This window comes from Bacillus sp. TE9106W, from assembly GCF_054062215.1.
The window spans coordinates 1-14841 of the sequence record NZ_JBSSFA010000027.1 but is presented as its reverse complement, the minus strand read 5'-3'; the positions used below and the strand labels follow the sequence as shown (position 1 = coordinate 14841).

16 protein-coding genes, 1 tRNA gene, 1 other RNA gene and 1 other annotated feature are annotated in these 14841 nt (G+C 37.1%); of the genes, 4 read left to right on the top strand and 14 right to left on the bottom strand.

The genetic code is table 11. The annotated features are described in order from the left end of the window. Positions 1-213: 213 nt before the first annotated feature. The 7 genes from ACVWY7_RS26860 to tadA all read right to left on the bottom strand — a co-directional run bounded on the left by ACVWY7_RS26860 (position 214) and on the right by tadA (position 4563). Positions 214-483, bottom strand: a complete 270-nt coding sequence (locus ACVWY7_RS26860) for a pro-sigmaK processing inhibitor BofA family protein (RefSeq protein WP_001089263.1) — start codon at positions 481-483, stop codon at positions 214-216. Positions 484-698: 215 nt separating this feature from the next. Continuing rightward, positions 699-920, bottom strand: coding sequence for a YaaL family protein (locus ACVWY7_RS26855; protein ID WP_000466020.1), 222 nt, complete (start codon positions 918-920; stop codon positions 699-701). Between the two features lie 14 nt (positions 921-934). Beyond that, the gene (gene recR / locus ACVWY7_RS26850; RefSeq protein ID WP_000559169.1) at positions 935-1531 is read right to left on the bottom strand and encodes a recombination protein RecR; all 597 of its coding nucleotides are present in this window, start codon (positions 1529-1531) and stop codon (positions 935-937) included. 14 nt (positions 1532-1545) lie between these two features. After that, on the bottom strand, positions 1546-1872 hold the full coding sequence (locus ACVWY7_RS26845) for a YbaB/EbfC family nucleoid-associated protein (RefSeq protein WP_001996460.1): 327 nt from the start codon (positions 1870-1872) through the stop codon (positions 1546-1548). 25 nt (positions 1873-1897) lie between these two features. After that, entirely contained in the window at positions 1898-3586 is a 1689-nt protein-coding gene (gene dnaX, locus ACVWY7_RS26840) for a DNA polymerase III subunit gamma/tau (RefSeq protein ID WP_073526523.1), read from the bottom strand. 132 nt (positions 3587-3718) lie between these two features. Next, positions 3719-3983: signal recognition particle sRNA large type (gene ffs, locus ACVWY7_RS26835), an RNA gene on the bottom strand. A gap of 79 nt (positions 3984-4062) precedes the next feature. Continuing rightward, on the bottom strand, positions 4063-4563 hold the full coding sequence (tadA, locus tag ACVWY7_RS26830) for a tRNA adenosine(34) deaminase TadA (RefSeq protein ID WP_000439011.1): 501 nt from the start codon (positions 4561-4563) through the stop codon (positions 4063-4065). 107 nt (positions 4564-4670) lie between these two features. Here tadA and ACVWY7_RS26825 point away from each other — a divergent pair, with 107 nt between their 5' ends. The 3 genes from ACVWY7_RS26825 (at position 4671) to ACVWY7_RS26815 (ending at position 6642) form a co-directional block, all read left to right on the top strand. Next, positions 4671-5210, top strand: coding sequence for an isochorismatase family cysteine hydrolase (locus ACVWY7_RS26825; RefSeq protein WP_000798718.1), 540 nt, complete (start codon positions 4671-4673; stop codon positions 5208-5210). A 125-nt stretch (positions 5211-5335) separates the two neighbouring features. Next, positions 5336-5971 (top strand): deoxynucleoside kinase, encoded by a 636-nt coding sequence (locus tag ACVWY7_RS26820; protein WP_000148227.1) that lies wholly within the window; start codon positions 5336-5338, stop codon positions 5969-5971. Between the two features lie 2 nt (positions 5972-5973). Next, the gene (locus tag ACVWY7_RS26815) at positions 5974-6642 is read left to right on the top strand and encodes a deoxynucleoside kinase (RefSeq protein ID WP_001053585.1); all 669 of its coding nucleotides are present in this window, start codon (positions 5974-5976) and stop codon (positions 6640-6642) included. 35 nt (positions 6643-6677) lie between these two features. Here ACVWY7_RS26815 and ACVWY7_RS26810 read toward each other — a convergent pair whose 3' ends face one another. From ACVWY7_RS26810 to guaB, 7 genes are all read right to left on the bottom strand, one after another. Beyond that, the gene (locus tag ACVWY7_RS26810) at positions 6678-7070 is read right to left on the bottom strand and encodes a DUF3797 domain-containing protein (protein WP_000364203.1); all 393 of its coding nucleotides are present in this window, start codon (positions 7068-7070) and stop codon (positions 6678-6680) included. Between the two features lie 166 nt (positions 7071-7236). Further along, positions 7237-7329, bottom strand: a tRNA-Ser gene (locus tag ACVWY7_RS26805). Positions 7330-7485: 156 nt separating this feature from the next. After that, positions 7486-8760, bottom strand: a complete 1275-nt coding sequence (gene serS / locus ACVWY7_RS26800; RefSeq protein ID WP_000884172.1) for a serine--tRNA ligase — start codon at positions 8758-8760, stop codon at positions 7486-7488. A 51-nt stretch (positions 8761-8811) separates the two neighbouring features. Beyond that, positions 8812-9033: a binding site (T-box leader), on the bottom strand. A gap of 54 nt (positions 9034-9087) precedes the next feature. Further along, positions 9088-9678 (bottom strand): pyridoxal 5'-phosphate synthase glutaminase subunit PdxT, encoded by a 591-nt coding sequence (gene pdxT / locus ACVWY7_RS26795; protein WP_000238800.1) that lies wholly within the window; start codon positions 9676-9678, stop codon positions 9088-9090. Between the two features lie 18 nt (positions 9679-9696). Further along, positions 9697-10584: a pyridoxal 5'-phosphate synthase lyase subunit PdxS gene (pdxS, locus tag ACVWY7_RS26790; RefSeq protein ID WP_000186156.1), complete on the bottom strand. Its 888-nt coding sequence runs from the start codon at positions 10582-10584 to the stop codon at positions 9697-9699. Between the two features lie 161 nt (positions 10585-10745). Further along, complete coding sequence (gene dacA, locus ACVWY7_RS26785) at positions 10746-12053, bottom strand: D-alanyl-D-alanine carboxypeptidase DacA (RefSeq protein WP_125902932.1); 1308 nt, start codon at positions 12051-12053, stop codon at positions 10746-10748. Positions 12054-12166: 113 nt separating this feature from the next. Next, entirely contained in the window at positions 12167-13630 is a 1464-nt protein-coding gene (gene guaB / locus ACVWY7_RS26780; protein ID WP_000264083.1) for an IMP dehydrogenase, read from the bottom strand. Positions 13631-13745: 115 nt separating this feature from the next. Here guaB and ACVWY7_RS26775 point away from each other — a divergent pair, with 115 nt between their 5' ends. Then, positions 13746-14747 carry a YaaC family protein gene (locus tag ACVWY7_RS26775; RefSeq protein ID WP_072191982.1) on the top strand — a complete coding sequence of 334 codons (1002 nt, stop codon included), beginning with the start codon at positions 13746-13748 and terminating at the stop codon, positions 14745-14747. Positions 14748-14841 lie beyond the last annotated feature (94 nt).

The following is a 14841-nucleotide window of genomic DNA, read 5'->3' as shown; positions in this document are numbered from 1 at the left end:
GTTTGTCTAGCATCTAAAATAAAAATTGACGTTTCACGTTGTTTGTTTCGTTTAGTTTTCAAAGTTCAACATCGCGTTTCAGCGACTTTTATAATTTAACATTTCGAATTGAATCTGTCAACAACTTTTTTCTTTCGTTCCTGACGACGCTTATTAATTTACCATATTAATCATTCACCAGTCAATACTTTTTAAAAAAATGCCAAAATAAATTTATCTTGGCATGATATAAAGCTTAATAACTACCAATGCAGCAACACCAGGTAGACCTAATAAACTTGTGATTGTTGCAGTTCCTAAATTTATTGGAATATGAAAATCGAAATATGTTCCTACAACATTTACGATAAAAAGTAATGCTACTCCCAAAGTAACATGAAAGAGCGCTTTTCCTATAAAACGTAACGGCTTAGAAGAAACACCAAAAACAAGGAAAATAAAAACCAACGCAAGAATACCAACAATAATAATTGTAGAATTCATTTTTTCCTCCTTATGAATGACCTGTACACATTTATTTGTATGGGACAAGACGATAAAAAAGAACATTTATCATATAAATCCAGTCGTTTCATCTCATTCACCTTTATTAGGCAACACATTCTCCATAAAAACCATTAATCGATCTTTCTAAACGAAGTGATGACTACATGTTTAAGGAATAAAATAAAAAGGTTCTGCTTCTTCAGCAGAACCTTTTACCATTGTTCCATCTTTACAGGACGACGTTTCGCTTCTTTGAGCAAAAAGAAATATTTCGCCTCTGCTATTTTTAAAGAACAAAGTACATCTTGAGATGGTTCAACGCTTTGTTCAACCATTCTCTTTTGACGTAACCATTCATTCTTCACTTTTTCTAATAGTACAATTAGCTTATCATCATACTCTTTACGCAATTTACCCTTTTTTTGAAAGAACATTTTTGTTTCTCCTCTTATACTTCTCTACGACCTTCTAACGCTTTCGACAGTGTCACTTCATCTGCATATTCTAAATCTCCACCAACTGGCAGACCATGTGCAATACGAGTTACTTTAATACCTGTCGGCTTTAAGAGGCGGGATATATACATCGCTGTAGCTTCCCCTTCAATATTAGGATTTGTTGCTAATATTACTTCTTGTACCGTTTCATCGTGCAGTCGCTTTAAAAGCTGCGGGATATTAATGTCTTCTGGTCCAATTCCCTCCATTGGAGAGATAGCACCACGTAACACATGATATACACCTTGATACTCTTTCATCTTTTCCATCGCGATTACATCTTTCGGTTCTTGTACTACACAAACAACTGATTGATCTCGATGTGAATCGTTACAAATATAACAAGGGTCACGGTCAGTAATATGCCCGCATACAGAACAATACGCTAAGTCTCGCTTTGCATTTACAAGTGCTTTTGCAAAACCTAACACATCATCTTCTTTCATATCTAATACAAAAAATGCCAATCGAACCGCTGTTTTCGGTCCGATTCCTGGCAATTTCATAAAACTATCAATTAGTTTTGATATTGGTTCTGGATAATGCATATATCAATATCCTCCTAGAACATTCCACCCGGTAAGTTTAAGCCTTTTGTAAATTTACCCATTGTAGAGTTTGAAAGTTCATCAGCTTTTTTAAGTGCATCATTCGTTGCAGCTAAAACTAAGTCTTGTAGCATTTCGATATCTTCTGGATCTACAACTTCTTCTTTCACTTTTACTTCAAGAATTTGCTTATGACCATTTGCAATAACTGTGATCATACCGCCACCAGCTGTACCTTCAACTGTTTTTTCTCCTAGTTCTTCTTGCGCCTTTGCCATTTCCTTTTGCATCTTTTGCATTTGTTTCATCATGTTATTCATATTTCCCATTCCGCCACGCATCATAATTAATTCCTCCTAATTATTATTACTCTTTTATTTCAATGAGTTCTTGCCCTACTAATTTTACAGCCTCTTCTATAAGAGGATCTTCTTTTTTCTCTGGGCTTTCTTCAGAACTTCCACCTTCACGTTGTAAAAAATCTTCACGAATTTTACCCCATTCACTTTTTGGAATGGCAATCATATTTAATCTTTTACTTAACAATTCAAATAAAGCTTGTTCCACTGTATCCATAGCTTCTCGATTTTCGCTTGCCATTTTACAGTGAATCTCATATTGAAACGCTAAAACGTAAGTATCATCCGAAGCTGCTACTGGTTCGCTATTTTCTAATAAAACAGCAAATGCTACTTTGTTGTATGCTTTGAGTCTTCCTAGTAACTCACCCCACACAGCTTTTAATTGTTCTAAATCTTGACGCTTTGCTTGTTTTAATACTTCATTTACACGTCCAACAGGAATCTTCATACTCCCTGTCCGCACCGGCTTTGGTGCTGCACGCGTCTCTCTAACTTCCTGTTGCACACCGACCGGCACACCATTCTTTTTGACTTGTTCTAACTCTTTCTCCAATTGCTGCATCCTGTTCATAATTGCTTGTAAACGATCTGCACCGTTTGCTTGCATCATAAACTGTTGACACAGTTGTACCATAACGACTTCTAAGAAAATTCGCGGATGATTTGTCCACTTCATTTCCTGTTGTCCCTTACTAAGAGTATGAATGATTTCATAGATTACTTCCGGTTGCATTTCTTCACTTAACATACGGAATTGCTCATCTACCATTACTCGTTCCAACATATGTTCCAGTTGTGGTGAAGTTTGATATAAAAGCATATCACGATAATAGTAAATGAAATCCTCCATAAAGCGAACTGGATCTTTCCCTTTACCCATCATCTCATCTATGATACGTAACGCCCTTGATACATCATTTTCACGTATACACTCTACTAAGTTGCCTAAGTATTGCTGAGAAACAGAACCCGTTACAGCTAATACATCTTCTGTCGTAACCCTCTCATCACTATAAGATATCGCCTGATCAATAAGACTAAGCGCATCACGCATACCACCTTCAGCGGCACGCGCAACAATTTGTAACGCCTCATCTTCTACTTGCGTACCTTCATTAGTCACAACCGTCGACAATCTCTCAACAATATCATTTACTGATATTTTTCGAAATTCGAAACGTTGGCAACGCGAAATGATTGTAGGCGGTATCTTATGCGGTTCTGTTGTCGCCAAAATAAAGATAACATGTCCTGGCGGCTCTTCTAACGTTTTTAAAAGCGCATTGAAGGCACCCATAGAAAGCATGTGGACTTCATCAATAATGTATACTTTATATTCTACAGCACTTGGAGCATATTTTACTTTATCTCTAATATCTCGAATTTCATCTACACCGTTATTTGAAGCCGCATCAATTTCTAATACATCTGAAATAGACCCTTGCGTAATTCCCAAACAAGAGGGACATTCATTACAAGGTTCAGCTACTGGAGCATGTTCACAGTTGATTGCCTTTGCAAATACTTTTGCAATTGTCGTTTTTCCTGTTCCCCTTGGGCCAGAAAATAAATATGCATGTGAAACTTTCTCTTGAAGAAGGGCATTTTGCAACGTTTTTGTCACGTGCTTTTGACCGACTACATCTTCAAATTTTTGCGGTCTCCATGTTCGGTATAACGCTTGGTATGACACGAAAATACGGCCTCCCTCAAAGGTTATTATCTCATTTATTATAACCCATTCTGTTTATAGATTCCAAAAGTTATTTTCTATACAAAAAACCCACCTTAGTATTAAGGTGAGTTTTGTATACATATATAACTGCCGTGCACCTTCTGTCGATTACGTACCATAAGCGTTACTTAAGCAGTTAGCTCGGTTCAGGCACTCCTGCGGCACACGAGAAGACCCGCTTATTGCTGCTTCCTTCCGGACCTGACAAGGTTCACGGGGTCCCGTTGCGCAGGACCCAAACGTCAACACCACTTACTTAAGGCAGGCCTTACAGCAACATAACCTCGAGAAGGGATTCGGCCTCGCTAGAGCGGATTGCGAGTATAGGGCACCGCTACCTCCCCGCTTAGCACGGCAAAGTTAAAACCAATATTCGGTTGCCTTTATTAAAGGCACTATCAGTATAACTTGTTTTTTTATAAAATGCAAATACGTTAATTCTCGTTGCTTTTCTCTAATTTCTTGATCGCTTTTCTTTTTTTGCGAAGTTCTCTAAAAAAGTTTGTTAACAGCGTACCGCATTCTTCTTCTAATACACCATCTACTACTTCACATTGATGATTAAAACGTTCATCCGTTAACAGATTCATCAATGTCCCTGCACATCCACCTTTTGGATCACCTGCACCATATACGACTCGCTTTACTCGTGATAAAACAATTCCACCCGCACACATCGGACAAGGCTCTAATGTTACATATAAAGTCGCATCTTCTAAACGCCATGTCCCTAATTTTTTGCAAGCCTCATCAATAGCTAACAACTCAGCGTGAGCTATTGATCTTTGCTCAGTTTCCCTTAAATTATGAGCAGCACTAATTACTTCACCATTTAATACTATAACTGCACCAATCGGTACTTCTTGTATTGCCTCTGCTTTTTTAGCCTCTTCTATTGCTAACTGCATAAAATAAATATCTTGATCACGTTCCATAACATAGTCCTTTCATTACAAATAAAGTACACTTATTTCCATTTACTACACATGGGATAACTTTTACAAATTCAATCCACCCTAAGAAAAAAGAGAGGGGATTACATATGAAGAATACTGCCTTACTCATTATCGATATGATTAATGATTTTCAATTTTCACACGGCCCCATCCTAGCAAAAAAATGCGAAATGATAACCAATCCTATTTTACAATTAAAGAAAACAATGAAATCCTTCGGTTACCCCATCATTTATATTAATGACCATTATCAACTTTGGAGATCTGATATTGACCAATTAATTACTCATTGCACAAATGAATATAGTGAAAATATCATTCATAAGATTGCTCCAAGTTCTGATGATTACATTTTTATTAAACCACATTACTCTGCTTTTTATGAAACACCTTTAAATTCTTTATTAGGCTATTTAAAAATAGAAAATCTAATATTAACAGGGGTGGCTGGGAATATATGTATCCTCTTTACGGCTAACGATGCTCATATGAGGAATTATACATTGTATGTACCCCAGGACTGTATCGCCTCTAATCATGATCAAGATAACCTGCATGCTTTAAAAATAATGGAAACGACATTAAAAGCAAATATAATACCGTCATCTCAAATAAAATTTAATTAATACATATATCTATTTTCTAACTTTTTATATCAAATTAACCCGCTCGCTTCCCTCTTGTGCTACAATGATTCTGTTTTGTGTTTTTAGTAGTCACGGTAAATCACTGATTGAAAGGAGGAAACAGCGTGACCGGAGTACCATTTATCACGGTTGAAGGACCAATTGGTGTTGGAAAGACTTCACTTGCGAAGGAAATTTCAACTCACATGCAACTCCACTTACTGAAAGAGATTGTTGATGAAAACCCCTTTTTAGGAAAGTTCTATGAAGACATCGACGAATGGAGTTTTCAAACAGAGATGTTCTTTCTTTGTAATAGATACAAACAATTAGAAGATATTAACATAAAGTATTTGAATCAAAGGAAGCCAGTAGTAGCGGATTATCATATATTCAAAAATGTAATTTTCGCATCCCGTACATTAAAAGATTCTCAATATGACAAGTACATGCAAATCTATCGTATCCTTACACAAGATATGCCAGTTCCAAATGTTATCGTTTATTTAACAGCTAGCTTAGAAACATTGCAAAGGCGAATCGCCATGCGCGGAAGAGAATTCGAAAAAAATATGGATCCAAATTACTTACTACAGCTCACAAAAGATTACGAAACAGCAATGGATGCTTTTAAAAAGGACCATCCAGATATCCCAGTATTGAAATTTAACGGAGACGATATGGATTTTGTAAAAAATCCTGATGATTTAAACGTCATCCTATCTGCCCTTCAAAATACTCTCTTAAAGGAGTCGAAATAATAATGAATTTAAGGCAAAAATATGATATACCAAATGACGCAGTAATCACTATCGCTGGAACAGTAGGTGTCGGTAAATCCACTATGACAACTGCATTAGCTAACGCTTTAGGATATCGCACGTCATTTGAAAAGGTAGATTCTAACCCCTATTTGGACAAGTTCTATGCTGATTTCACACGCTGGAGCTTTCACTTACAAGTGTACTTTTTAGCAGAACGATTTAAAGAACAAAAAAGGATTTTTGAATACGGTGGCGGTTTTGTTCAAGATCGCTCTATCTATGAAGACACTGGCATTTTTGCAAAAATGCATCACGAAAAGGGTACAATGACGGAAACTGATTATGAAACATACAAAGGTTTATTTGACGCTATGGTCATGACTCCTTACTTCCCTCATCCAGATTTACTAATCTACTTAGAAGGTTCTTTCGATGATATCGTTGATCGCATCCAAGAACGTGGACGTCCGATGGAACAGCAAACGCCAATTGAGTATTGGAAAGAGATGCATGGGCGTTATGAAAACTGGATTAATAACTTTAATTCATGCCCTGTCTTACGATTAAATATTAATGAATACGATATTTTAAAAGATGGCGATTCCATTGAACCAATCATTAAAAAAATCGGCCATTTTTTAAAACAAACACGTAAACTTGTAAAATAAAAAACCCGTGCATACGCACGGGTTTTTCTACTAAATTACTTCTTCTTTGTCGGAGCAATAATTTCACTCTCAGATTTTCCAGCGTTAATACGCTGACGAACAGTACTTGTACTAATATCGTACGCCTCAGCAATCTCTTTAACAGTCATTTCTTTCCCGTTAATTACTGCTGTTAATACTTTACCTGTACGTTTTGGAGCTACTTCTTTCTTTACAGCTTCTTTTTTAACTTTTTTTGGTGCCTCTACTTTTGTTGCAGTTTGCTTTACGTCACAAGTGCAACCACAAAGTTTACGGAATGTATCATCGCTAATAATGCGTGATACATTTGCACCACTGTTTAAAATTCTATTGTTCTTACAGACAGGACATTGTACATAATATAAAGTTTTTCCATCTAAAGGAAACGTTTGTATAATAAGATCCATGTTGACTCCTTTCATATCTATGAAGATAATCATCGGAATATGAGTGTGTAATAAGGACATTATATCCTTACACCATACTTTATGATTGGTTTTAAAATAAAAACTCGTTACGTGTTGGTAACGAGTTCTCCAATCTCCACTTATATGCGCTGTTGTCAATTATATCTGGAGGAGGTAGAGGGATTCGAACCCCCGCGCGACTCTCGCCGCCTGTCGGTTTTCAAGACCGATCCCTTCAGCCAGACTTGGGTATACCTCCATATTGACATCAAATATAATATCAAAAGAAAAACAGTTAGTCAACCCTACTAAAATAAATTATGAGGAAAGGAAAATTTTACTTTTCCCCTCCTACATTATAGTACTGACAACGCTCATAATTACCAATCACTCATACCGATGAATGTTTATAGATTTACTTAATAACTGTTTTTCCTCCCATATAAGGGCGAAGAACTTCTGGAATTATAATTGTACCATCTTCTTGTTGGTAGTTTTCTAAAATAGCTGCTACCGTACGTCCAATTGCAAGACCAGATCCATTTAATGTATGAACATGTTCTGGTTTGCCGTTTGGCTCACGACGGAAACGGATATTTGCACGTCTCGCTTGGAAAGCCTCGAAATTACTACAAGAAGAGATTTCACGATATGTGCCATAGCTTGGAATCCATACTTCGATATCATATTTCTTCGCTGCTGTAAATCCTAAATCGCCTGTGCACATGCTCATAACGCGATATGGCAACTCTAATAATTGTAACACGCGTTCTGCATCATTTGTTAGTTTTTCTAACTCTTCGTAAGAATCTTCTGGTTTTACGAACTTGACAAGCTCTACTTTATTGAACTGATGCTGACGAATTAAACCACGTGTATCACGGCCAGCTGAACCTGCTTCAGAACGGAAACAAGAGCTAAATGCAGCATATCTTATAGGTAATTGCTCTTTATTTAAGATTTCATCACGGTGCATATTTGTTACAGGTACTTCAGCTGTTGGAATTAAGAAGTAGTCTTCACTTTCAATACGGAATGCATCTTCTTCAAACTTCGGAAGTTGTCCTGTCCCTGTCATGCTTGCACGGTTTACCATGTACGGAGGTAATACTTCTTCATATCCATGCTCATCAGTATGAAGATCAAGCATAAAGCTAATTAAAGCACGCTCTAATCTTGCGCCAGCACCTTTGTAGAATACGAAGCGGCTTCCTGTTACTTTTCCAGCACGCTCAAAATCTAGGATTCCTAAATCTGTAGCAAGATCCCAATGTGGTTTTGGTTCAAAAGCAAATTCTTTCACTTCTCCCCAAGTACGAGCTACTACATTATCATCCTCTGTTTCACCAACTGGAGCAGATTCGTGAGGGATATTTGGAATAGATAGCATCAATCTTTCTAAATCTTCTTCAACTGTACGAAGTTCATTATCAAGATCTTTTACTTTTTCTCCAACTTCACGCATTTCTAGAATTAGAGCTTCTGCATCTTTCTTTTCGCGCTTCAATACAGAGATTTGTTGAGATACTTCGTTACGTTTACTTTTTAGTTCCTCTGTTTGAACAAGTAGTTCTCTTCTTCTCTTATCCAATTCTTCAAAGCGACCAAAATCAGTTAAATCTTCGCCTCTATGCTGTAACTTTGCTTTTACTTCTTCAAAATTTGTACGTAAAAATTTAATATCAAGCATTATATACTCCTCCTTTTATTTTATAAAACACAAAAAACTCCCGTCCCTATATAAAGGGACGGGAGTTAACCCGCGTTGCCACCCTAGTTGAAAGCATTACCGCCTTCCTCTCAAGTAGAAATAACGGCTCTTCACCGGGAATGTTTACTAATCATAAAGATATTCCACATTCCATTCCAGGATGGATTCACAAACTGTTTCTATCGATTTCCACCAACCATCGACTCTCTATAAGAAACGACATTTGTTACTACTTCCTATCAACACGCTTATTTTATAAAATTGTTACCATCAATTTACTATAATCTTATACAAGTTGCAAGTTACTTATACAACTTTTTTCATTTTCGCTTCTTTTACCATTTCTACAAAGTATGCTGTTACACGATGATCATCCGTTAATTCTGGATGGAAAGAAGCAGCTAAAAACGGACCTTGCCTTACCGCTACCATGCGATCACCATGTGTAGAAAGTACCTCAACATCATCCGCTACATTTACAACATACGGGGCACGAATAAATACGCCAACAAAATCTTCTCCCACACCTTTAATAGAAAGTGCAGCTTCAAAGCTATCTTTTTGACGTCCAAACGCATTGCGCTCAACTGTAATATCCATCGCACCAATATGTGCTTCGTCATAGCCAATAAGTGTTTTAGCAAGAAGAATCATTCCTGCACATGTACCAAACATTGGTTTACCAGACTTCGCGAATGTACGAAGTGGTTCCATGAAATCATACTTATCAATAAGACGGCGCATAGTTGTACTTTCACCGCCTGGTAAAATAAGACCATCAATCTCTTCAAGTTGTTCTATACGCTTTACAACAACAGCTTCTGCACCACTTGCTTCAACTGATTTTACATGTTCACGAACTGCACCTTGAAGACCTAGTACACCAATTTTCACCATTTTAAAGTTCTCCTTCAATTACCATCCACGCTCTTGCATGCGTTGTTCTGGTAATAACGTTGAAATTTCGATACCCTTCATCGCATTACCTAATCCTTTTGAAAGGCTTGCAATTAGTTCGTAATCTTCATAATGAGTTGTTGCTTCAACGATTGCACGTGCAAATTTCGCTGGGTTCTCTGATTTAAAGATACCAGATCCAACAAATACACCATCCGCACCTAATTGCATCATTAACGCTGCATCTGCTGGTGTTGCTACACCACCTGCTGCAAAGTTTACAACCGGCAAACGACCAAGACGTTTAATTTCAAGTAGTACTTCATAAGGAGCACCAGTATTTTTTGCATATGTCATTAACTCATCTTCACGTAGACTTGCAACTTGACGGATTTCTGCATTGACTTGACGCATATGACGAACTGCCTCTACAATGTTCCCTGTTCCTGGTTCACCTTTTGTACGAAGCATAGATGCACCTTCTGCAATACGACGTGCAGCTTCTCCAATATCACGGCAACCACATACAAATGGAACAGTGTAATCACGTTTATTTAAATGGTATACTTCATCGGCAGGAGTTAATACTTCACTCTCATCGATATAGTCTACCCCTAATGATTCTAATACACGTGCTTCTACAAGGTGACCGATACGGCATTTTGCCATAACCGGAATTGACACAGCACCCATAACTTCTTCAACGATTGTTGGATCTGCCATACGAGAAACGCCACCTGCTGCACGAATATCTGCTGGTACGCGCTCTAATGCCATAACGGCAACTGCGCCTGCCTCTTCTGCAATTTTTGCTTGTTCAGCGTTAATTACGTCCATAATAACGCCGCCTTTTTGCATTTCTGCCATTCCACGTTTTACACGTTCTGTCCCTGTTACATTTGTCATGTTACAAAAACCCCCCTAGGTGAATTGCTTTTCCCCGTTAAAGGCGAAAATTAAGAATACTCTTACATTCTACCACTAACTATCGGATGCTTGTCTACTACTTTTTCATAAAGTCGGTATGAAAAATAGGAATAAGAAAAAGCCCCTACAATGAGGAGCTTTTAAAACCAACCTTTTACTGTATCAACAGCACTATTCCATATACCACTAAAGAAAGAACCAATTCCGCGCATAGCACGAGTAAACCAGTTTGCTTCTTCTACTTCAGATGTTGTTACAAGATCCACTTGCAACGACTTACCAGTTAAAAATCCAGGGTCGTTTGTATCTTTTGGCGTAATTACCATTTGACCAAGCGCAGCTCCTTTTTTAATAGGTGCTTCTTGTCCTTTACTTGATTCTTTTAATTCTGTTTTATAAACTTCTTTACTTCCTTTTGGTACTGGAAGTGAAATGGCTTGTTTCGTTTGAACTGCTACATCCTTATCTTTTGCATTTTCTACTCGTACTGTTTCTTGTCCTTTTACTGAAGAACCTTTTTTGTACATTTGTTTCATTTCAAAGTTAGCAAATCCATAATCATATAGCTTCTTTGTTTCATCAAAACGTGCTGTATGAGAACTTGTTTTAATTACTACAGAAATAAAACGCATACCGTTTCTTTCAACCGTACCAGTGAAGCAATCTCCTGCTTCTGGAGTTGAACCTGTCTTTAGGCCATCTACGCCATCATATTCTTTAACTAAACCTTTTAACATCCAGTTCCAGTTCGACATTGCAAACTTCTCTTTTTCTGGACGGAATTCTTTTTTCGGGATTTTTGCTGTATCTAACACTTTCGGATAATCTTTAATTAAATGTTGTGCTAAAGTTGCAACATCCTTTGCAGACATTTTATTTTCTTCATCTGCTGTTGTTCCTTCTGGATGCATTCCCTTTAAATCCTTATTCGTTAAACCTGTAGAATTGACAAATTTATAATTTTTTAACCCTAGCTCTTTCGATTTATCATTCATCATTTTTACGAAATCTACTTCTTTACCTGCAATTGCTTCTGCTAATGCAATCGTTGCACCGTTTGCAGAGAAGATTGCCATTGCCTCGTACAACTCTTTTACCGTATAAGAACCACCATTTTCTAATGCCACATTTGATAATGAAGCATCTTGTGAAACTTTATACGCATATTCAGAAACCTTAATTTTCTGATCCCACTTAAGCTTTCCTTTATCCACTGCTTCGTGAACTAAATATTCACTCATCATCTTTGTCATACTAGCAATGGATAATAATTCATCTGCATTCTTTTGATATAAAATTTTTCCAGAATTCGCTTCTACTAAAATTGCCGCACCTGCTTCAATGTTTAAAGCGGCTCCTGTTTCAGCTGATGCATTGCTATATGGTAACAACATACTACAAGCTAGTGTAAGCATTGTTACTAGCGCAATGAATCTTTTGCAAAACATACCTTTCACTTTTGCTACCCCCAATATCTATGTACTCACATAACCGTTATTCTAACATAATCAAAAAAAAATAGACAGAGATATCAAATCTCTGTCTATTTGTATATAAGACATTATAATGAGTAGTTTGGAGCCTCTTTTGTAATTTGTACGTGATGAGGATGGCTTTCAAGTAAACCAGCACCTGACATGCGAACAAATTGTGCATTCTCACGTAAGAATTCTAAATCTTGTGCCCCGCAATAGCCCATACCTGCACGTAAACCACCAACTAATTGGTGAACTGTATCTGCTAAAGGTCCTTTATATGGTACTCGTCCTTCAATACCTTCTGGAACAAGTTTTTTATTTCCTTCTTGGAAGTAACGATCTTTACTTCCTTTTTCCATCGCTCCGACAGAACCCATACCGCGATATACTTTAAATTGGCGACCTTGATAAATTTCAGTTTCACCAGGGCTTTCGGCAACACCAGCAAACATACTGCCTAGCATAACAACATGTGCTCCTGCTGCTAAAGCTTTAACCATATCACCAGAGTACTTAATACCACCATCAGCAATAACTGGAATACCGTGTTTACGAGCTTCTGTTGCACAATCATAAACCGCTGTTAATTGTGGTACACCAACGCCGGCTACAACACGTGTTGTACAGATAGAACCTGGTCCAATACCAACTTTAACTACGTTTGCACCTGCTTCAATTAATGCTTTTGTTGCTTCAGCAGTAGCAACATTTCCAGCAATAATATTTAATGATGGATACTTTGCACGAACTTCTTTTACTTTATCAATAACACCTTGAGAATGTCCGTGAGCTGTATCAAGTACGATTGCATCTACGCTAGCTTTTACTAATGCGTCGATACGAGTCATAGCATCAGCCGTTACACCAACTGCTGCTCCAACTAATAAGCGCCCTTGCTTATCCTTAGCGGAATTTGGGAATTCAATTACTTTTTCAATATCTTTTATTGTAATAAGCCCTTGTAATACACCGTTGTTATCAACAAGAGGGAGTTTTTCAATTTTATACTTTTGTAGGATCTTTTCAGCTTCACTTAGCGTTGTACCAACTGGAGCTGTAATTAGTTGTTCTTTTGTCATTACGTCGGAAATTTTGATTGAGTAGTCTTGGATAAAACGCATATCACGGTTTGTAATAATACCAACTAATTTTCGCTCGTCTAAATTATTTACAACCGGTACACCTGAGATACGGTATTTTCCCATAAGGTGCTCTGCATCATACACTTGATGTTCTGGAGTTAAAAAGAATGGATCTGAAATAACGCCACTTTCAGAACGTTTTACTTTATCAACTTGCTCGGCTTGTTGTTCAATAGACATGTTTTTATGAATAATTCCTAAACCGCCTTGACGAGCCATTGCAATAGCCATATCCGCTTCTGTTACTGTATCCATTCCTGCACTAATTAACGGGATGTTTAACTGTAAGCTTTCAGATAAAACTGTTTTAACACTTACTTCTCTTGGTAATACATCTGACTTTGCTGGTACAAGTAATACGTCATCAAAAGTCAAACCTTCTTTAACAAATTTAGATTCCCACATAATTGTTCCCCCCATGATACCAGAAATTATTATTAGTAGCTTATCAATTGGTTAAAATACTGTCAAGGACGTATATATATGTTAGAATTTTTAGACAATAAAAGGAGCGTAATATATGCATCAAACACATTGTACTTGGCAGCAATTAAGTTTCTTCTTTTCATCTCAAAATGTACAACGTTATCTTGCCCGTTGTTATGAAAAATCCTCCATACAAGATGCTGAAAAAAAAAGTTTCGAAAATTGTTATCCCTTTATTTATTACTTAGAACATGGGAAAAATTATTACGAATTATATAAGGTAGCTCCCTTTTCGATTCAACCAATGTTATTGTTTTATGGAATAAGCCAACTTTTTAAAGCGTGCTTGTTAACTATTGATCCGAACTATCCTGAATCCACTACTGTTTTAGCTCATGGTGTTACGACTCGTAAACGGAAAAAACAGGGGTATCAATTTTTAGAAGATGAGGTAAAGGTACAAAAAAACGGACTATTTACTCATGTTGCAGAACAGCTGTTTCACATGAAACACTTAGAATCAGAGAAGTTTAACATGTTGGATTTAATGGGGAATATTCCGGAATTACAAAACTTATTTCGCTATAGTCAACGAGGTGCCACTTTGTATAAAATTGATTCACCAAATACAAATGAGCTTTCCTTTTCAGTCAACATACTAGATCGACTTCATATGACTACAGAAAGATTTTCACGTTACATTGAATCAATTTGTAAGCACTTATCCATACAACATGTTCCTGGGAAAACGAGCGCGTCTAATTTGCTTTTTACAGCTCCTATCCAATCGTGGAATCCTATATATAGTACGCCTTTATACTACGAATATCTTGCTGATACTTATTACTTACCACTTACAACTGACCCTAGAAATCCTAAACCCGCATTACCTGAACTTCTTGTTCATTATTTATTGCTCTACAATTTAAGTATGATTTCTAGATACGAAACAGATTGGTGGTATGATTTACTTGGAAGCTATGGATCTGAAGATTATCCTTTTATTTATCAATTCCTTACTATTTCTGCTCAAAAAGTTCCTTACTACATTTCGTCTTTTTTACTAGCAGAACCGGGCCTATTTCATGGGAAATAAAAAAACACAAGTCAAAAGACTTGTGTTTTTAGTTGCTTGGCGACGTCCTACTCTCACAGGGACAAGGTCCCAACTACCATCGGCGCTAGAGAGC

Coding starts and splice junctions, on each gene's coding strand:
- ACVWY7_RS26860 (WP_001089263.1), bottom strand. CDS start 483: ATGAATTCTACAATTATTATTGTTGGTATTCTTGCGTTGGTTTTTATT.
- ACVWY7_RS26855 (WP_000466020.1), bottom strand. CDS start 920: ATGTTCTTTCAAAAAAAGGGTAAATTGCGTAAAGAGTATGATGATAAG.
- recR (WP_000559169.1), bottom strand. CDS start 1,531: ATGCATTATCCAGAACCAATATCAAAACTAATTGATAGTTTTATGAAA.
- ACVWY7_RS26845 (WP_001996460.1), bottom strand. CDS start 1,872: ATGCGTGGCGGAATGGGAAATATGAATAACATGATGAAACAAATGCAA.
- tadA (WP_000439011.1), bottom strand. CDS start 4,563: ATGGAACGTGATCAAGATATTTATTTTATGCAGTTAGCAATAGAAGAG.
- ACVWY7_RS26825 (WP_000798718.1), top strand. CDS start 4,671: ATGAAGAATACTGCCTTACTCATTATCGATATGATTAATGATTTTCAA.
- ACVWY7_RS26815 (WP_001053585.1), top strand. CDS start 5,974: ATGAATTTAAGGCAAAAATATGATATACCAAATGACGCAGTAATCACT.
- ACVWY7_RS26810 (WP_000364203.1), bottom strand. CDS start 7,070: ATGGATCTTATTATACAAACGTTTCCTTTAGATGGAAAAACTTTATAT.
- serS (WP_000884172.1), bottom strand. CDS start 8,760: ATGCTTGATATTAAATTTTTACGTACAAATTTTGAAGAAGTAAAAGCA.
- pdxT (WP_000238800.1), bottom strand. CDS start 9,678: ATGGTGAAAATTGGTGTACTAGGTCTTCAAGGTGCAGTTCGTGAACAT.
- pdxS (WP_000186156.1), bottom strand. CDS start 10,584: ATGACAAATGTAACAGGGACAGAACGTGTAAAACGTGGAATGGCAGAA.
- dacA (WP_125902932.1), bottom strand. CDS start 12,053: ATGTTTTGCAAAAGATTCATTGCGCTAGTAACAATGCTTACACTAGCT.
- guaB (WP_000264083.1), bottom strand. CDS start 13,630: ATGTGGGAATCTAAATTTGTTAAAGAAGGTTTGACTTTTGATGACGTA.
- ACVWY7_RS26775 (WP_072191982.1), top strand. CDS start 13,746: ATGCATCAAACACATTGTACTTGGCAGCAATTAAGTTTCTTCTTTTCA.